The sequence below is a fragment of the Streptomyces sp. NPDC006174 genome, from assembly GCF_040614075.1.
Taxonomy (GTDB): domain Bacteria; phylum Actinomycetota; class Actinomycetes; order Streptomycetales; family Streptomycetaceae; genus Streptomyces.
The window spans coordinates 236,474-255,016 of sequence record NZ_JBEXTJ010000008.1; the positions used below are offsets into that span (position 1 = coordinate 236,474).

The following is an 18,543-nucleotide window of genomic DNA, read 5'->3' on the forward strand; positions in this document are numbered from 1 at the left end:
GTCCTCAAACGCCGGACGGGCTGAGGTTGGCGCGGCCTCACCACGGCAACGGTTCCGTCCTCAAACGCCGGACGGGCTGAGGCTGGCGGGGTCGCCCGGCCTGGATGGAGGCATGCCAGAGAGGGCGCGCAGTGCGGGACCGTATCCGCACTGCGCGCCCTCGTTCGTGGGTGACAGGGACCGCGGCGGCGGCGATCGGCCCCGGGAGAGGGCGTCTCCTTCAGGTCAGAAGACGGTTCCCGGAACCTTCACCACCGCACTGGCATCGCACAGCCGCCGCGGCCTCGTCGTCCTGCCCGCGCCGCGCGGCACCCCTCATCCGGGTGCGCGGTACGGGCAGGGGCCTGTAATAGGAGGCTCAGTCCTCGCGCAGGGCGCGGACGGCCTCCTCCACGCGCTTGCCGTAATCGGCGTCGGCGGCGTGGAAGTGGGCGAGGTTCCTCTCGATCACATCGTCGCGGGTGACCTGCGAGAGGCCTCCGGCGATGTTGGCGACCAGGCGGCCCTTCTCGTCCTCCGACATCAGCCGGTACAGCTCGCCGGCCTGGAAGAAGTCGTCGTCCTTGACATGGGCCGCCGTCTCGTAGGTGCCCGTCCAGCCGTGGATGGCGAGCGGAGCGCCGAGCGCGGCGCCGGTCTGCGCCGGACCGGCGTACGAGTTGGGCTCGTAGTTCTTGTCGTGGCGCGAGCCGTAGCGCGTGGCGTGCACGCCGTCGCGGCCGTAGTTGTCGGCCTGCGTCGCCTTCGGGGCGTTGACCGGCAGCTGGGTGTGGTTGACGCCCAGGCGGTAGCGGTGCGCGTCCGCGTAGGCGAACAGCCGGCCCTGGAGCATCTTGTCCGGGGACGGACCGATGCCGGGCACGAAGTTGTTCGGCGAGAACGCGGCCTGCTCGACCTCGGCGAAGACGTTGTCCGGGTTCCGGTCCAGGACCAGGCGGCCGACCCGCTGGAGCGGGTAGTCGGCGTGCGGCCACACCTTGGTGAGGTCGAACGGGTTGAACCGGTAGTCGGCGGCGTCGGCGGCCGGCATCACCTGGACGTGCAGCGTCCAGGACGGGTTGACGCCGCGCTCGATGGCCTGGAGCAGGTCCGTCTGGTGCGAGTTGGCGTCCTTGCCGACGAGCTCGGCGGCCTGCTCGCTGGAGAGGGAGCGCACGCCCTGGTTGGTCTTGAAGTGGTACTTGACGAAGAAGGCCTCGCCCTCGGCGTTCGTCCACTGGTAGGTGTGCGAACCGAAGCCGTTCATGTGGCGGTACGAGGCCGGGATGCCGCGGTCGCCCATCAGCCAGGTGACCTGGTGCGTCGCCTCGGGGGAGTGGCCCCAGAAGTCCCAGACGTTGTCCGGCTCCTGCTTGCCCGTGAACGGGTCGCGCTTCTGCGAGTGGATGAAGTCGGGGAACTTGATCGGGTCCTTGATGAAGAACACCGGCGTGTTGTTGCCGACCAGGTCGTAATTGCCCTCGTTCGTATAGAACTTGAGGGCGAAGCCGCGCGGGTCGCGGACCGCGTCCGCGCCGCCGAGCGAGTCGGCCACGGTGGAGAAGCGGATGAACGTCTCGGTGCGCTTGCCGACCTCGGAGAGGAAGTCGGCGCGGGTGAAGCCGGTGACGTCGTCGGTCACCTCGAAGTAGCCGTACGCGCCGGAGCCACGGGCGTGCACCACGCGCTCCGGGATGCGCTCACGGTTGAAGCGGGCGAGCTTCTCCAGGAGGTGCTGGTCCTGGAGGAGGATCGGTCCACCGACACCGGCGGTGGCGGAGTTCTGGTTGTCGGCGACCGGGGCGCCTGACTCGGTCGTGAGCACACGCTTAGCCATGTGGCGGGATGACCTTTCGTACGAGCTGCTGACGGCTTGAGGAGCGTAGGTTCGCCGCAGAGAGAACGTCAACAGTTTGTTGAAAACGAAGTGTGTGGTTCCGGGCCGCGGCAGCGCCTGGGCGCGACAGGACAGGTGTCAGCGCCACCGCGGCCCGGAGATCAGGGGCTCCTTACGGAGCGGAGGAGGTCAGACCTGGGAGCCGGAGAGCCGCTCGACCGAGCGCAGCAGCGCCGAGTGGTCGAGGCCGCCGTCGCCCTGGGCGCGCAGCGAGGCGACCAGCTGGGCGACCACGCCGCCGACGGGCAGAGCCGCGCCGACGTTGCGGGCGGCGTCGGTCACGATGCCCATGTCCTTGTGGTGCAGGTCGATCCGGAAGCCGGGAGCGAAGTCCCGCTTCAGGAAGTTGTCCTTCTTGCGGGTCAGCACGGTCGAGCCGGCCAGACCGCCGTTGAGGACGTCCAGCGCGGCGGCGAGGTCAACCCCGGACTTCTCCAGGAAGACCACGGCTTCGGCGCAGGCCTGGATGTTGACGGCGACGATCAGCTGGTTGGCCGCCTTCACCGTCTGGCCGGAGCCGTGCGGACCGCAGAGCACGATGGTCTTGCCGAGCGCCTCCAGGAGCGGCTTCGCGGCGTCGAAGTCCGCCTGCTCGCCGCCGACCATGATGGAGAGCACCGCCTCGATGGCGCCGGCCTCGCCGCCGGAGACCGGCGCGTCCAGGACCCGGATGCCCTTCTCGGCCGCGTTTTTGGCGAGGTCGACCGAGGTCTGCGGGGTGATGGAGGACATGTCCACCAGCAGCGCGCCGCGCTTCGCGTTCGCCAGGATGCCTTCGGAGCCGTAGGCGATGGCCTCGACCTGCGGCGATGCGGGCACCATCGTGATGACGACATCCGCGTCCCTGACCGCGTCCGCGATCGAGGAGGCGCCGGTGCCGCCGGCCGCGACCAGCCGGTCGATCTTGTCCTGCTCCAGGGTGTATCCGGTGACGGCGTAACCGGCCTTGATCAGGTTCTCCGACATGGGGGAGCCCATGATGCCGAGACCGATCCAGGCGACCTTGGGGAGGTTGTTGCTCATGAGGGTGCCTTCCTGAAAAACGTGTGTACGTAAGGGGGTTGGGCGCGACCGAGGGTCCGCCCGGCCCGTCCGCGGCCGGTCAGCCGGCCGCTCGGGCCGACGCCGGGAGCCAGTCGAAGGACTCGGCGCTCGGCCGGTCGCCCGGCTTGTACTCCAGGCCGACCCAGCCCGCGTAACCGGCGTCCTTCAGCTCGTCCAGGAGCCGCTCCAGCGGGAGCGTGCCGGTGCCCGGCGCGCCGCGGCCCGGGTTGTCGGCGATCTGCACGTGGCCGGTCTTGGCGGCGTGCGCCTTGATGACCTGGCTCAGGTCCTCGCCGTTCATCGACAGGTGGTACAGGTCCAGCAGGAACTTCGCGTTCCCGAGGCCCGTCGCCGCGTTGACCTTGTCGACGACCTCGATCGCGGCCGGTGCGCCGACCAGCGGATAGAGCGGCGACTCCGGCTTGTTGAGGGTCTCGACCAGGAGGATCGCACCGATCCGGTCCGCCGCACGGGCGGCCAGCACCAGGTTCTCCAGCGCGAGCGCGTCCTGCACCTGCGGGTCCGCGCCCTCGACGCGGTTGCCGTACAGCGCGTTGAGCGCCGTGCAGCCGACCGAGGCGGCGAAGTCGGCCGCCACCTCGATGTTGGCGCGGAAGCGGTCCGACTCCGCACCGGGCACGGAGAGCGCGCCGCGGTCGGGGCCGGGCAGCTGTCCGGCGTAGAAGTTCAGCCCCACCAGCTGGGTGCCGGCGTCGTCGAGCGCCTTCTTGAGGGCGTCGAGCTCGGCCTGCGGCGGGGTCGGGGTCTCGATCCAGGGCCACCACAGCTCGACCGCCGTGAAGCCCGCCGCGGCGGCTGCCGCGGGACGCTCCAGGAGCGGGAGTTCCGTGAAGAGGATCGAAAGGTTCACATCGAAGCGCTGGTCCGGGTATCCCATGAGGATTTCGGCGCTCCTTCCGTATTGCGGAAGTTAGTTTCTGCTTAACGGAAGATTGCCCGGAGGGTGGCAGGGCTGTCAAGAGGGTGCGGCGAAATTCGCGCCGGTCGGCGGCGTACGGAATCGGTGGCAGGAGTGCCTTCGCACTCCTCCCGACAGCCCCTCCGGGCATACGAAAGCGGGGCGAGGGCCGCCATCGACCCCCGCCCCGCTCTCACGCCGTACGCATTGCCCCTAGCTACCCGGCACCGTGTCCTCGAAGGTCTTCCCCGCACTGCGGTACGACCCGACCATCGTGTTCACCTGCGCCGGCGTGAGCACCTGGTCCTTCACATGCAGGACGTAGTCCACCTGCTGGTCGTAGGCGCGCGGCGTGGTGCTCGGCTGGCCCTGCAGGTCGATCAGCCACTGGTTGAAGTTGATCGACATCGGCCGCTCCGGCAGGAAGGCCGCGCCGTGCGTCCCGAAGTGCCGGCCGTCGACGTAGTACGTGATCTGGTTGTTGTCGATGGTCACCACCAGGTCGTGCCAGCCCGCGTACGACTGCCGGACCTCGCTGTGCGCGTTGACCGCCTCCCACGGGTCGGGCCGGTAGGTCTCCCACGAGGTGGCGTAGAGGATGTTGGCCGGCTCGCCCCAGCCGCCGTTCGGCAGATACTCGAAGTCGTACTCCGCGTAGTCGTCCGCCATCGGCGCCTTGAGGTCGTTGATCGTGAAGAACGTCTGCACGATCCGGTCGCCGTCCGGACCCGAGCGCGGCGCGTCGCTGAACTTCACCCGCGACGCGTACGTCCCGTTCTTGAACTTCATCGACTTCGTCAGGATCTCGGTGTGCTTGGTCGAGGCGCCGGTACCGGCCGTCGAGGTCTCCAGGTTCATCACCGAGTTCCCGCTCTGCGAGGCGAAGGTGACGTTCTCGGCCGCCCAGGTCGCGCCCGGCACGCCCGGACCGCCGGAGTTGGACCGTACGGACCAGCCGTTGGCGTTGATCTTCGGGTCGGTGTGCGAGCTGTAGTTGAAGTCGTCGAACAGCCGCGCCCCGTCACCCGGCGGGTCGGTGGGCGGGTCGGTGGGGTCCGGCGGGTCGGTCGGCCCGTTGCCGGCGGGAGCCTGGCCCCAGACGAGCGAGCCGTTCACCTGGGCCGTGACCTTGGACCAGTCGCCGTACGTGGTCCGGTCCGGGCCGAAGGAGTAGTCGTCGGACTGGATCAGCCGCGCCCAGGACGCCTGGTGGAAGCGGAGCTGCATGTCCCCGGTGTCCGCGCCCGGCGCCAGCGAGCCCGCGCCCGGGGTGAAGCCGATCTCCAGGTAACGGTCGGCGGTGGCCGTCGGGTTGGCGAGCGTCCCGAAGGTGCCGGTGATGTTCGCGCACCCCTTCACCGCCCAGGAACAGGCGAACCGGTAGGCGGCGGACGCCGAGTCGGCCTTGAAGTAGTAGCGCACCTTGACACCGCTCAGCGGTACGGAGGTGGCGCCGGCGTTCCGCACCTTCAGCCACGGCTCGCTCTGGTCGGCGCTCGCGCCGGACGCGCTCGTACGGTACTGGACGACGATCCCGTCCGCCGCGGCGCTCGCCGAGGACGGCAGCGCGGCGAGCCCGGTGGCGGCCAGGGCCACGGCGGCGGCCGAGGCGGCGGCGGTGCGCAGCCTGGACCTGCTCCTGCGTGGATTGCTGCGTGATGTGTTCACGGGTTGAGTTCCTCTCCGGAACGGTGGTGGGGGAGGGGTTACGAGTGGGGTCGCGCTGTTCCTGAGGACGGGGACGCGCTGGTGGCCGCGAGCGACCGTGCGTCCAGCGGACGGTAGGGGACGCCGAGGGCGTCCAGCCGGGCGGTGTGGTGGCGCAGCCGCTCGACGAACCCCGGCCAGTCGCCGCGCCCGCCGGACCAGGAGCGGTCGGCCAGCGCGCAGAGCCGCGGGTAGCTGAGGTATTCGATCTCCTCGGGCGTGCGGACGTACTCGGTCCACAGCTGGGCCTGGGTCCCGAGCACCCGGGCCCGCTCGGCCTCCGGCCACTCCTCGGGAGCCGGTTCGTAGCCGTGGACCGTCCGCAGGGTGACCGGCGCGCCGGGCTGGGCGACCGGTTCGGACGGGTCGCCGGACTGCGCGTAGTCCAGGTAGGTGGCCCGGTGGTGCGCGGCGACCACCTGGTGGCCGCGGCGGGCGGCGGCCCGCGCGTGGGACGGGTCGCGCCAGGTCATCACCGTGAAGTCCAGCGGCAGTTCGGTGCCGGTCTCGGCCCAGCCGAGCGGAATCCGCCCGCGCTCCACGAGGAACGCGCCGATCCGGCCCATGAACCAGCCGTGCAGCGCCGCCGGATCCGCGAGCCCTTCGGCCGCCGCGCGCTCCCGCGCCGCCGGGCTGTTCTCCCACTCGGTGGTCGGGCACTCCTCACCGCCGATGTGGATGTACGGTGACGGGAAGACGTCCATGACCTCCTCCAGCACCGTCCGGCAGAAGGCGAAGACCTCCTCGTGCACACCGAGCACCGTGTCGCAGACGCCCCACCGGTCCCACACCTCCAGCCGGCGCTCCGGATGGTTGCCCAGCTCCGGATAGGCGGCGAGCGCGGGCCGCACATGGCCGGGCATCTCGATCTCCGGCACGACGGTGACCCCGCGCTCCGCCGCGTACCGCACCAGCCCGCGCAACTCCGCCTTGGTGTAGGCCCCTTCATGCGGAACGGAGTCGAAGTGCACCCCGTCCGGCCCGCTCGGCCCCTGCTGCGACCGGGCCCGCCGCGACCCGACCGAGGTGAGCCGCGGATAGGCGTCGACCGGCATCCGCCAGCCCTGGTCGTCGGTGAGGTGGAGGTGCAGGACGTTCAGCTTGTGCAGTGCCAACAGGTCGACGTACCGCCTGAGATAACCGACCGGACGGAAGTGCCGCGCCACGTCCAGCATCGCTCCGCGCCAGGGCCGGTCCGGTACGTCGGTGAGCTCGACGCACGGCACCTCCCAGGACCCGGTCGCCGTCGAACCGCCCGACAGCGCCTCGGCAGGCAGGAGTTGACGGACCGTCTGGACGCCTCGGAGCAGCCCGGTCGGGTGCGCGGCGCGCAGAAGGAGCGCCTGCGGGCCGACGGTCAGCCCGTACCCCTCCTCACCGAGGCCGCCGAGCTGACCGTCCAGCGCGAGCACGATCCGGCCCTCCGGCGACGGCGCCAGCGGCAGCCCGGCGGCCGGGCCGACCAGCGAACGCAGCAGCTCGGCCGCCGGTTCGGCGCCCGGCAGCGCGCGGACGGTGGTGTCGCGGTCGAGCGTGAGCCGGCCGCCCAGCGAGGAGACCTTGGTGGGCCGGGGGAGGAGGGCGAGGTCGGGGCGCGATGCGGGCACGGGGTCTCCGGATTCGGTTCGCGGGCGTACGGAGGCGGGCGCGGGTGGTCCCGGTCTCTCAGCCCTTGACGGCACCGGCGGCGAAGCCGGAGGTGACATGGCGCTGGAGCAGCAGGAAGATCACCAGAGCGGGCAGCGCGAAGAGGGTGGAGGCGGCCATCGTGGCGCCCCAGTCGGTGCCGAAGGTGTTCTGGAAGGACGACAGCCAGACCGGCAGCGTCCGGTTGTCCTGCTGCTTGATGATCAGGAAGTTGGCGTAGGCGAACTCGTTCCAGGCGGTGATGAAACCGAAGAGCGAGGTGGCCATCAGTCCCGGCGCCAGCAGCGGCATCGCCACCCGCCAGAACGCGCCGGACCGCGTACAGCCGTCGACCTGGGCGGCCTCCTCCAGCTCCGGCGGGATGGTGGCGATGAAACCGCGCAGCACCACGATGGTGAACGGCAGCGTGATCATGAAGTAGATCAACGTCAGCGTCGGCAGCCGGTCGAGCATGTTCGTGTCCCGGGAGATGATGTAGACCGGGATGATCAGTGACTCCCAGGGCGCCATCTGCGCGATGAAGACCATCAGCATGAACTGCCGCCGGCCCTTCCACCGCATCCGCGCCACGGCGAACGCCGCGCCCAGCGCCACCAGCAGCGCGAGGAGCACCGCACCCAGCGTGACGAGGATGCTGTTGCGCCAGAAGAGCGCGAACCCGTCGGCGTCCACGGCCCGTTGGAAGTGGTCCAGCGTCCAGGTGTGCGGGAAGAGCTGCGGGTCGGCCGACTGGATGTCGGCGGACGGCTTGAAGGCCGTCGAGATCATCCAGTACACCGGGAAGAGGCAGACCACGACGGTCACGGCGGCGGCGAGGTTGAGCGGCAGGCGCCGGAGCCGGGCGCGTACGGGCACTTCGGGACGTGCGGTATCGGTGCTCATCGGCTCTCGTCCTCCTGGCGGAACATCTGGCGGAAGTAGAGGACGAGCACCCCGGACATCAGGACCACGGTGATCATCGAGGCGGCCGAACCGAGGTCGTACCGCTGGCTGGAGAGCGCCGTCTGCACCGCGTAGACCGGCAGGATCGTCGTGGCGTCGCCCGGCCCGCCGCGGGTCATCACCCAGATCTGGACGAACGCCTTGAACGTCCAGATCACCTCCAGCGAGAAGACCAGCAGGAAGATCGGCCGGAGCATCGGGAAGGTCACCGACCGGAAGATCCGGCCCGCGCCGGCCCCGTCCAGCCGCGCCGACTCGTACAGTTCCAGCGGCACGGTGGTGAGCGCGGAGTACAGCGTGATCGCGGCGAACGGCACCGACTGCCAGACGATCAGCGTCACCAGGATGGCGAAGGCCGCCGTCCCGTCGGCGAACCACGGATAGCGCTCGAAGGATTCGAGACCGAGCGAGGTGAGCGCCCAGTTGACGATGCCGAACTCCGAGTGGAACAGCCACTGGAACACCGTGGTCGCCGCCACCACCGGCATGGCCCAGGCCAGCACCAGCGAGCAGAGCACCACCGTCCGGCCGGCCCTCCGCAGCCGCTCCACCATCAGCGCGACCAGCGTGGCAATCACCATGATCAGAACGACGTTGATCGCCATGAAGAGGAAGGTGCGGCGGACCACCTCCCAGAACCGCGGATCCGCCAGCAGCGTGCGGTAGTTCCGCAGCCCGACGAACTCCGCGTTCCCGCTGATCAGTTGGCGGAGCCGGAAGTCCTGGAAGGAGATCAGGACGGCCCGCACCAGCGGATAGACCAGCAGATAGAGCATGCCGCCGATGGCGGGAGCGATCAGTGCGTACGGCCAGAGGCCGTGCGCGCGGCCGATCGGCTTTCGGCCTGTGGCGCGGCGCGGGGCCGGTCGCCGCCGGGGTGTGCGGGGTGCTGAGGTCGGTTCGACGGCGACCGGCACGGCACGCCTCCTTCCTGTGGCTGGTGACCGGCTGGGGCCGGGTCAGGAACCGGCGTTCATGGCCCGGGTGATGTCCTGCGAGGCCTTCGCCGCCTCCTTGGCCGGATCGCCTCCGGTGAGGACGGCCGTCATGTAGTCCTTGATCGGGTTCTCCGCCTCGACCGCCGCCCAGCCGGGCGTGTTCGGCGTGGCGTGGCCGTTGGCGGCGCCGACCGCCATCGCGGCGGCTCCCGGGTCGTCGGCCACGGCGGAGGCGAGCGAGGTGCGGTTCGGTACGTAGCTCATGGCGACGGCGAGTTTCTTCTGCCAGGCGTCGCCGGTCAGCTCCTTGATGAAGGTGACGGCCTCCTCGGGATGGGCCGCGGCGGCCGGGACGACGAGGTCGGAGCCGCCGGTGAAGACCGAGCCCGGCGTGTCCGCGGTCTTGCCCGGGATCGGGAAGAAGGCCAGCTTGCCCTTGAGCTCAGGGTTCTTCTCCATGATCACGTTGGCGCCGCCCGGAGTGGAGATGAGCTGAGCCGTCTTTCCCGCCGCCATCACGTCGGCCTGCGGCGGGTCGTCCTCGTCGGAGTCCTTGGGCCCCTTGCCGAGCGCCTGGAGCTCCTCGTAGAACGCCATGCCGCGCAGCGCCTCGGGCGTGTCCAGCGCACCGGACCACGTGCCGCCGGACTCGGTGGCGAGGTCGCCGCCCTCGTCCCAGATGAAGCCGGCGAGCGCGTACCACATCTGGCCGGGCAGGTAGATGCCTTGCGTACCGCCCTGGTTGAGCTCGGTCGTGGCGTCGATCCAGTGCTCGCGGGTCGTGATCTCCTTCGCGTCGATGCCGGCCTTCTCGAAGAGGTCGGTGCGGTAGATGACCACCCGGTTGGCCGCGTAGTACGGGATGCCGTACTGCTTTCCCTCGTACGCCCCCGGCTCCGCCAGACCGCTCAGCCAGTCCGCGCCGTTCAGCTCGTCCTTGCGGTCGCTGAGGTCGAGCAGCCCGCCGCTCTCGGCGAACTGCGCCACCTGCGTGTTGCCCGCCTCGATGACGTCCGGGGCGTCGTTGCTGGCCAGAGCGGCGGTGATCTTCTGGCCGATGCCGTCCCACTCCTGGATCTGGATCTTCACGTCGATCTTCGGGTGGCGCTTGACGAAGTCGGCGGTGAACTCCTTCTGGAACGTGTCCGACACGCTGTCGCGCATCAGCCAGACGTCCACCGTCGTCCGCCCGTCCCCGCTCGCGGAGTCGGACGGCGAACTACAGGAACTGAGCGCGGCGGCCAGGACGAGCACGGACCCACCGGCAAGCAAGCGGTACTTCACGGTTCACCTCGGAAAGCAGAACTGAGTCCGACCTGAGTCCGACCTGACCACCTGACCAGTGATGTCCACTGGACAGCTCACCTCTCGATGGGGGTTGAAGGTGGCATAGACCAATGAGGCCGTCAACCCCCTGCGTACAAAGCCCATTTGGTGATCCGGACGTAACCTGCCTGCTCTGGTGGTCGGAGGTAAGCGCTACACTTCGCCTGACCAGCAAGCCAGTTGGTCCGGCACCTCGGTCAACTGGTAAGGAAAATGGAGCCGTCGGGAGGGGAGCGCATGGACGCGGATGTGCCGGGGACCGTGCTGAAACGGGAGCGGACGCGCGATGCGGTGCTGGAGCTGATCGAGTCACGCAGCCCCGGCGACGCGATCCCCTCGGAGCGGGCCCTGTGCTCGCTGCTCGGTGTGTCGCGGCCCACCGTGCGCGCGGCCGTCGACGAGCTGGTCGCCGCCGGGCTCCTGGTCCGCGAACACGGACGCGGCATGTTCGTCGCGCCCGCCAAGATCACCCAGGAGCTGGTGGCGGGCGACCGGTCGCTGACGGTGCCGCAGGCGGCGGGCGCCTGGTCGAGCCGGCTGCTGGAGTTCACCACGCTCCAGGCGGGGGCCAGGGTCGGCCGCAAGCTGCGGATGTCACCCGCCGCCGAGATCGTCTACGTGGCCCGGCTGCGGCTGGTCGACGGCGCGCCGATGGCCATCGAGCACCTGCACATCCGGGCCGGTCTGGTGCCGGGACTCAGCGCGCAGGAGCTGGAGAGCGGCGACCTGTACGAGCACCTGCGCACCACGCACGGCGTGCACGTCCACGAGGCGGTCCAGGCGATCGAGCCCACCGTCGTCACCCGCGCCGAGGCGAAGCTCCTCGACGTGCCCGAGCTCTCCCCGGCGCTGCTCTTCGAACGGCTGACCTCCGACACGACCGGCCGTCCGGTGGAGTACGTCCACTCGCTCTACCGCGGCGACCGCTACCGCATCGTCTCCCGCCTCGCCCTCGGCCCGGCCGCCGAGGTCGCCCCGGACCGGGAGGGCCACCACCCGGGCATCCCACCGGGCGACTTCGCCCACGGCGACGCGATCACGTCGTCGACCAGGGGGGACATCCAGGCGGGGGCCTGAGCGGTGGTCCTGCGCGTCGTTGCGCAGAATGCAACTCCGGTTGCGCCTCTTGCTGTTCGGGACTCGACGGGCCAGGGTGGCGGACACATCCGAAGCAGCCGAACTCCCCCACGAGGTGCCTCGCATGAACGCCGTACCCAGTCCTGCGCTTGGGCGTCCGAGCCGTCGGAGCCTGCTCGGCGGCCTGCTCGCGGGAGCCGCCGTCCTGGCGACCGCTCCCACCGCCACCGCCCGCCCGGCCCCGAGCACCACCCGCCGCCTCCTCCTCGGCACCTACACCTCCGCCGAAGGCGGCGGCACCGGCATCGGCACCGCCACGTACGACACCGCCACCGGAACGATCGCGCCCGGCCCCGTGATCACCGGCGTCGAGAACCCCTCCTACCTGGCTCTCCACCCCTCCGGCGCCACCGTCTACGCGGTCGCCGAGCAGGACGCGGGCGCGGTCACCGCCGTGGCGCTCGCGCCGGACGGAACGTACGACGTCCTCGGCACCCGCCCCACCGGCGGCTCCGGCCCCACGCACCTCTCCGTCCACCCGTCCGGGCGCTGGCTGCTCAGCGCGAACTACACCTCCGGCAGCGTCGCCGTGCACCCGATCGCGGACGACGGCTCGCTCGGCGAGCGCACCGACCTGGTCACGCACGGCTCGCCGCCGCCCGGACCCGGTCAGAGCGGCCCGCACGCCCACCAGATCGTCACCTCGCCCGACGGCGGCCACGTCCTCGCCGTCGACCTCGGCACCGACACCGTGTACACGTACCGCCTCGACACCTCCGCCGGAACGCTCACCGAGGTCGCCCGTGCGGCCCTGGAGCCCGGATCCGGCCCGCGCCACCTCACCTTCCATCCCGGCGGACGCTTCGCCTACCTGGCCTGCGAGCTGGACAACACCACGGTCGTCTGCGCGTACGACCCCGACTCCGGCACCCTCGCACCGGGCCCCGGCCGGTCCACCGGTTCGGAGACCGGCTATCCGGCCCAGCTGGTCGTCACCGGCGACGGTTCGTACGCGTACCTCGCCAACCGTGGCCCCAACAGCCTCACCCGTTACGCGGTGGAGGACGGCGGAGCGGCCCTGGCCCTCCTCGACACCGTGCCCGCCGGCGGTGACTGGCCGCGCCAGCTGGCCCTCTCGCCGGACAGCTCGCTGCTCTTCGCCGCCAACCAGCGCTCCTCCACCGTCACCGCCTTCCGGATCGGCTCCGACGGCTCGCTGACACCGGCCGGCGAACCGTTCCCGGCGCCGGTCGCGGTCTGTGTCCTGCCGCTGCCGTGACGCCCGGAGCGCGGCCCGTTCCAGCGGTTACAGTCGTGGCCGAGCCGCGCGCCCGCACCCGCGGCGAGGACATCAGGGAGGCACAGTGCGCTTGAGGGTGGAATTCACCACCGAGCCCTTCGATCTCGACGAGGCGCCCGCCCACGCGGTGGTGGCCCGCGAGGTCATCCAGAGCGCCGAACTCGACGCCGTGGACGTCGGACCGTTCGGCAACACGGCGGAAGGAGGCGCGGACGAGGTGCTCACCGCCGTGGACTCCCTGCTGCGCCGGGCCCTGGCCTCGGGCGCCACCCGGGTCTCGCTCCAGGTCAACGTGATCGGGGAGGAGGGCCGGTGACCGAATCCGCCGATCACGTTCCGGTCACCGTCGACCATCCCTTCGTATCGGCCGTCAAGCCGCTGGTCGACGCGATGGGCGCCGAGCTGCTCGGGCCCGAGCAGGCCCAGCCGGACGATGTGGTGCTCGCGTGGGAGGGCCAGGACGTCATAGCCGTACGGCTGCCGCAGCTCTCCGACTCGCTGGACCACATCCTCGCCGCGATGGAGCGACGGCACGGGATGCCGCTCGCCGACCTGGACCGTAAGGCCAAGCAGTCCGTCGTCCGGACGCTGGAGGCACGCGGTGCCTTCTCCGTACGGCACGGAGTGGAGACCGTGGCCGGCGCTCTGGGCGTCTCCCGGTTCACCGTGTACAACTACCTGAACCGGGAACATTCGGCCAAGGGTGAGTAGTTGGCCGAACGCGCCGAACGCACAGGAAAGCCGCTGTCCGCATGCCGGGACGGCGGCTTTCTCCGTTCGCGAGATTTCAACAAAGTGTTGACGTCGTGTTGCGGAGGGCGTTAGCTATCCGCAGCCCGAACAACGCACAGCGAAAAACAGCCACGGAGGCTCCCGTGACTTCGAGCTCCACACCGGGCCTCACCCGGTTCAACACCCTGGCGGACGGCGAGGCCACCCCCGCACTGCACGAGGTCTGTGCCAGTACGGCCTGGGGAGAGACCGTCCTCGCCGGTCGTCCGTACGCCACCGAGGAAGCCCTGCTCTCCGCGAGCGACGCCGCCATGGCCGAGCTCACCGCGGAGGACCTGGCCGAGGCGATGGCGGGCCACCCGCCGATCGGGCGTCCGATCCCCGGCGATCCGACCTCCTCCCGCGAGCAGCGGGGGATGGCCGGCGTCTCCGAGGAGCTCAAGACCGAGATGCTCGAACTGAACCTGGCCTACCAGGAGCGGTTCGGACATGTCTTCCTGATCTGCGCCACCGGCGCCACCGGTGAGCAGATGCGCGACGCGGTGAAGTCCCGGATCGGGAACTCGCCCGAGCAGGAGCAGGAGATCGTGCGCACCGAACTGGGCAAGATCAACCGCATCCGGCTGACCCGTCTCGTACGGGAGACCCTCGCAGAGGAAGCTCCCGCACAGGACTCTTGAGATCTAGGAGAGTGACGGTCTTGAGTACCGACACGACCGCATCGGTGTCCACGCACATCCTGGACACCAGCATCGGCCGCCCGGCCGCGTCCGTCGCCGTCTCGCTCGCCGCCCGCAGCGGCAGCGGCTCGCCGTACGTGACGCTCGGAGCCTCCGCGACCGATGCGGACGGGCGCTGCAAGGACCTGCCGGCGCTGCCGGAGGGAACGACCCATGTGCGTCTCGAATTCGACACCGAGGCGTATTTTTCCAAGAAGCAAGCCGAGGCGCAGCAGGACGCCCCCCGCGTAAGGGACAGCGGCGCGTTCTTCCCGGAAGTGACGATCGCCTTCGCGGTCGTGCCGGGCGAGCACTATCACGTACCGCTGCTGCTCAACCCGTTCGGCTACTCCGTTTACCGAGGGAGCTAGCACCGACATGCCCACGATTCTCGGCCAGAACCAGTACGGCAAAGCAGAGAACCGCGTCGTCAAGATCGTGCGGGACGGCGACACCCACCACATCAAGGACCTGAACGTCTCGGTCGCGCTCTCCGGCGACATGGACGACGTCCACTACTCCGGCTCCAACGCCAACGTCCTGCCGACCGACACCACCAAGAACACGGTGTTCGCGTTCGCCAAGGAGCACGGGATCGAGTCCGCCGAGCAGTTCGGCATCCACCTCGCCCGGCACTTCGTCTCCTCGCAGGAGCCGATCCACCGCGCCCGGATCCGGATCGAGGAGTACGCCTGGGAGCGCATCGCGACCTCGGAGGGCAACTCCAAGTTCATCGGCGCCGACGAGGTCAAGCACTCCTTCGCCCGCAAGGGCATGGAGACCCGCGTCTCCCAGATCACCTACGACGGTGAGAACTGGGAGGTCATCTCGGGCCTCAAGGACCTCACGGTGATGAACTCGACCAACTCCGAGTTCTGGGGCTACGTCAAGGACAAGTACACGACGCTGAAGGAGGCGTACGACCGCATCCTGGCGACCGACGTCTCCGCGCGCTGGCGGTACAACTGGACCAGCGACGAGCAGCGCATGCCGAACTGGGAGAAGTCCTACGAGCAGGCGCGCAAGCACATGCTCCAGGCCTTCGCCGAGACGTACTCGCTCTCTCTCCAGCAGACCCTGTACCAGATGGGTTCGCGGATCATCAACAGCCGCAGCGAGATCGACGAGATCCGCTTCTCGCTGCCGAACAACCACCACTTCCTGGTGGATCTCGAACCGTTCGGCCTCAAGAACGACAATGAGGTCTACTTCGCGGCGGACCGTCCCTACGGTCTGATCGAGGCCACCGTGCTCCGGGACGGCGTCGAGCCGAAGATCCCGGTCGACATGACCAACCTCTGACGCGGCACTGAACCGGCCCCTGCCCGCCCGCAGTCGGGCGGGGCCGGTCATCCCGGAGGAAACACCCATGGCACAGCCTGCAACGGGGCCGGCCGAAGCCCCGAAACCCTTTACCAGCACGGCAGTTCACCCGTGCGACGAGAAGCTCCCTCCCGCGCGGCTCGTCCCCGCGGCTCTCCAGCACATCGCCGCCATGTACGCGGGCGTCGTCACCCCTCCGCTGATCATCGGCCAGGCCGTCGGCCTGGACACCGCCGGAATGACCCGGCTCATCGCCGCGAGCCTCCTGATCGCCGGACTCGCCACCATCGTGCAGACCATCGGCCTCGGCGCGTTCGCCGGGAACCGGCTGCCGTTCGTCAACGCGGCCTCCTCCGCCGGTATCGCGCCGATGCTCGCCATCGCCGAGACCAGCGCGCCCGGACACCAACTCCCGGCGATCTACGGTGCGGTGCTCGTCGCGGGCGTCTTCTGCCTGACGGTCGGGCCGTTCTTCGGCCGGCTGCTGCGCTTCTTCCCGCCGCTCGTCACCGGTGTCGTCATCACGCTCATCGGCGTCACGCTCATGCCCGTGCCGGTCGCCTGGGCGCAGGGCGGCGACGCCACCGCCGCCGACTTCGGCGCGATGAAGTACCTGGCGCTGGCCGCCTTCACGCTCGTCGTCATCCTGCTCATCCAGCGCTTCGGCCGCGGCTTCCTCAAGCAAGTGGCCCTGCTGGTCGGCATGTTCGTCGGTACGCTGGCAGCGATCCCGTTCGGGCTCGCCGACTTCTCCGCGCTGAAGTCCGCGCCACTCGCCGCCCTGCCGACCCCTTTCGCCTTCGGCGCACCGGAGTTCCATCCGGCCGCGATCCTCTCCCTCTGCATCGTCATGCTCGTCCTGATGACGGAGTCCTCGGCCGGCATGCTGGCCCTCGGCGAGATCTGCGACCGCCGCACCGACGGCCGTACGATCACGCGAGGTCTCCGTACGGACGGCATCGCCACCCTCCTCGGCCCCGTCTTCGGCGGTTTCCCGACCAGCGCCTTCGCGCAGAACGTCGGCGTCGTCTCGCTGACCCGGGTACGCAGCCGGTACGTCGTCGCGGCGGCCGGCGGCGCGCTGCTGGTCCTCGGCGCCTTCCCGGTGCTCGGCGCGGTCGTCTCGCTCGTCCCGATGCCCGTCCTCGGCGGCGCCGGGATCGTCCTCTTCGGCTCCATCGCGGTGAGCGGCATCCGTACGCTCTCCGAGGCCGGGCTGGACGACAGCTCCAACATCATCCTGGTCGCGGTGGCGCTCGGCGCGGGCATCATCCCGCTCGCCGCGCCCACCTTCTACGCCGGATTCCCGGCGTGGGCGCAGACCGTCCTCGGCTCCGGGATCAGCGCGGGAGCGCTGGTCGCGGTCGTGCTCAACCTGTTCTTCCACCATCTCGGCACCCACGGCCGCACCGCTGTGGCACTCAAATCCTCCTAGGGTCCTGCCGTGCCCACATCGCCACAGAGAGAAGAAGGAAGCGCCATGGCAGCTTCGGCAGACCCTCAGCGCATCGTCATCGAGAACTGTTCGATCGCCACCGTCGACGCCCACGACACGGAGTACGCCTCCGGGTACATCGTCGTGGCGGACAACCGCATCGAGTCCATCGGCGCCGGCAAGGCTCCGGAGGGCCTGACCGGTGTCGTGCGGCGGATCGACGCCACCGGGCACCTCGCCACGCCGGGCCTGGTCAACACCCACCACCACTTCTACCAGTGGATCACCCGGGGCCTGGCCACCGACCACAACCTCTTCAACTGGCTGGTCGCCCTCTACCCGACCTGGGCGCGCATCGACGAGCCGATGGCCCGCGCCGCCGCGCAGGGCTCGCTCGCCATGATGGCCCGCGGCGGCGTCACCACCGCCATGGACCACCACTACGTCTTCCCGAAGGGCTCCGGCGACCTGTCCGGTGCCATCATCGGGGCCGCGCGTGAGATGGGCGTACGGTTCACTCTCGCCCGTGGCTCCATGGACCGCAGCGAGAAGGACGGCGGACTGCCGCCGGACTTCGCCGTCGAGACCCTGGAAGGCGCGCTAGCCGCCACCGAGGCCACCATCGACGCCCACCACGACGCCTCCTTCGGCTCCATGACACAGGTCGCCGTCGCCCCGTGCTCGCCGTTCTCGGTCTCCACCCAACTGATGCGCCAGGGCGCCGAGTTGGCTCGCCGCAAGAACGTGCGCCTGCACACGCACGGCTCGGAGACCGTCGAGGAGGAGCAGTTCTGCAAGGAGCTGTTCGGGATGGGCCCGACCGACTACTTCGAGTCCACCGGCTGGCTCGGCGACGACGTGTGGATGGCGCACTGCGTCCACATGAACGACTCCGACATCGCCGCCTTCGCCCGTACGGGAACCGGCGTCGCCCACTGCCCGTCCTCCAACGCCCGCCTCGCCGCCGGCATCGCCAGGGTCCCCGACATGCTCGCCGCCGGCGTCCCCGTAGGCCTCGGCGTGGACGGCACCGCCTCCAACGAGTCCGGCGAACTCCACACCGAGCTGCGCAACGCGCTCCTCATCAACCGCCTCGGCGCCCACCGCGAGGCCGCCCTCAACGCCCGCCAGGCCCTGCGCCTCGGGACCTTCGGCGGAGCCCAGGTACTGGGCCGCGCCGACCAGATCGGCTCCCTGGAGGCCGGCAAGCTCGCCGACCTCGTCCTGTGGAAGCTGGACACCCTGGCCCACTCCTCGATCGCCGACCCGGTGACCGCGCTCATCTTCGGCGCGGCCGCCCCGGTGACCCTCTCCCTCGTCGACGGCAAGCCGGTCGTCGAGGGCAGCCACCTCACCACGGTGGACGAGGACGCCATCGCCCGCACCACCCGCGACGAGGCCCGCCGCCTCGCGCAGATCGCCGCCGGGGCCTGACCCCGCGGTATCCCCGAACCGCCGGACAGCCACTGATCCGGCGGTATCCCCGACCGGCCGGTCGAGGGGGACGGCCCGAGACCGGCCGCCGTGGGCCCGAGCGGGGTCCACGGCAGCCGGTCCG

General features: G+C 70.1%; 17 protein-coding genes. 9 read left to right on the plus strand and 8 right to left on the minus strand.

Annotated features, from left to right (window positions below; translation table 11 throughout):
• Nucleotides 1–358: 358 nt before the first annotated feature.
• From ABZ267_RS20385 to ABZ267_RS20420, 8 genes are all read right to left on the minus strand, one after another.
• On the minus strand, nt 359–1,816 hold the full coding sequence (locus tag ABZ267_RS20385) for a catalase (RefSeq protein ID WP_356749436.1): 1,458 nt from the start codon (nt 1,814–1,816) through the stop codon (nt 359–361).
• A 189-nt stretch (nt 1,817–2,005) separates the two neighbouring features.
• Complete coding sequence (locus ABZ267_RS20390) at nt 2,006–2,899, minus strand: 2-hydroxy-3-oxopropionate reductase (protein ID WP_356749434.1); 894 nt, start codon at nt 2,897–2,899, stop codon at nt 2,006–2,008.
• Nucleotides 2,900–2,978: 79 nt separating this feature from the next.
• On the minus strand, nt 2,979–3,818 hold the full coding sequence (locus ABZ267_RS20395; RefSeq protein ID WP_356749432.1) for a TIM barrel protein: 840 nt from the start codon (nt 3,816–3,818) through the stop codon (nt 2,979–2,981).
• Nucleotides 3,819–4,052: 234 nt separating this feature from the next.
• Nucleotides 4,053–5,507 carry a cellulose binding domain-containing protein gene (locus tag ABZ267_RS20400; RefSeq protein WP_356749430.1) on the minus strand — a complete coding sequence of 485 codons (1,455 nt, stop codon included), beginning with the start codon at nt 5,505–5,507 and terminating at the stop codon, nt 4,053–4,055.
• Nucleotides 5,508–5,545: 38 nt separating this feature from the next.
• Nucleotides 5,546–7,153: a beta-N-acetylhexosaminidase gene (locus ABZ267_RS20405; protein ID WP_356749428.1), complete on the minus strand. Its 1,608-nt coding sequence runs from the start codon at nt 7,151–7,153 to the stop codon at nt 5,546–5,548.
• Nucleotides 7,154–7,211: 58 nt separating this feature from the next.
• Nucleotides 7,212–8,075 carry a carbohydrate ABC transporter permease gene (locus ABZ267_RS20410; RefSeq protein WP_356749426.1) on the minus strand — a complete coding sequence of 288 codons (864 nt, stop codon included), beginning with the start codon at nt 8,073–8,075 and terminating at the stop codon, nt 7,212–7,214.
• The gene (locus tag ABZ267_RS20415; protein ID WP_356749424.1) at nt 8,072–9,052 is read right to left on the minus strand and encodes a sugar ABC transporter permease; all 981 of its coding nucleotides are present in this window, start codon (nt 9,050–9,052) and stop codon (nt 8,072–8,074) included. The genes ABZ267_RS20410 and ABZ267_RS20415 overlap by 4 nt, the downstream gene beginning before the upstream one ends.
• 42 nt (nt 9,053–9,094) lie before the next feature.
• Nucleotides 9,095–10,357, minus strand: a complete 1,263-nt coding sequence (locus ABZ267_RS20420; RefSeq protein WP_356749422.1) for an extracellular solute-binding protein — start codon at nt 10,355–10,357, stop codon at nt 9,095–9,097.
• A 279-nt stretch (nt 10,358–10,636) separates the two neighbouring features.
• Between ABZ267_RS20420 and ABZ267_RS20425 the strand changes: the two genes are divergently transcribed.
• From ABZ267_RS20425 to ABZ267_RS20465, 9 genes are all read left to right on the plus strand, one after another.
• Complete coding sequence (locus ABZ267_RS20425) at nt 10,637–11,476, plus strand: GntR family transcriptional regulator (protein ID WP_356749420.1); 840 nt, start codon at nt 10,637–10,639, stop codon at nt 11,474–11,476.
• A gap of 124 nt (nt 11,477–11,600) precedes the next feature.
• On the plus strand, nt 11,601–12,755 hold the full coding sequence (locus ABZ267_RS20430; protein WP_356749418.1) for a lactonase family protein: 1,155 nt from the start codon (nt 11,601–11,603) through the stop codon (nt 12,753–12,755).
• Nucleotides 12,756–12,840: 85 nt separating this feature from the next.
• Nucleotides 12,841–13,092 carry a hypothetical protein gene (locus tag ABZ267_RS20435; protein WP_078533243.1) on the plus strand — a complete coding sequence of 84 codons (252 nt, stop codon included), beginning with the start codon at nt 12,841–12,843 and terminating at the stop codon, nt 13,090–13,092.
• On the plus strand, nt 13,089–13,487 hold the full coding sequence (locus ABZ267_RS20440) for a helix-turn-helix domain-containing protein (protein ID WP_356749416.1): 399 nt from the start codon (nt 13,089–13,091) through the stop codon (nt 13,485–13,487). The genes ABZ267_RS20435 and ABZ267_RS20440 overlap by 4 nt, the downstream gene beginning before the upstream one ends.
• A 164-nt stretch (nt 13,488–13,651) precedes the next feature.
• Entirely contained in the window at nt 13,652–14,188 is a 537-nt protein-coding gene (gene uraD / locus ABZ267_RS20445) for a 2-oxo-4-hydroxy-4-carboxy-5-ureidoimidazoline decarboxylase (RefSeq protein WP_356749414.1), read from the plus strand.
• Nucleotides 14,189–14,208: 20 nt separating this feature from the next.
• Nucleotides 14,209–14,598, plus strand: a complete 390-nt coding sequence (gene uraH / locus ABZ267_RS20450; protein WP_356749412.1) for a hydroxyisourate hydrolase — start codon at nt 14,209–14,211, stop codon at nt 14,596–14,598.
• A gap of 7 nt (nt 14,599–14,605) precedes the next feature.
• Nucleotides 14,606–15,529: a factor-independent urate hydroxylase gene (pucL, locus tag ABZ267_RS20455; protein ID WP_356749410.1), complete on the plus strand. Its 924-nt coding sequence runs from the start codon at nt 14,606–14,608 to the stop codon at nt 15,527–15,529.
• 67 nt (nt 15,530–15,596) lie between these two features.
• A complete protein-coding gene (locus ABZ267_RS20460) occupies nt 15,597–16,985 on the plus strand; it encodes a nucleobase:cation symporter-2 family protein (protein WP_356749408.1) in 1,389 nt (462 codons plus the stop codon).
• Nucleotides 16,986–17,030: 45 nt separating this feature from the next.
• Nucleotides 17,031–18,419 carry an 8-oxoguanine deaminase gene (locus ABZ267_RS20465; RefSeq protein ID WP_356749406.1) on the plus strand — a complete coding sequence of 463 codons (1,389 nt, stop codon included), beginning with the start codon at nt 17,031–17,033 and terminating at the stop codon, nt 18,417–18,419.
• Nucleotides 18,420–18,543: the final 124 nt, after the last annotated feature.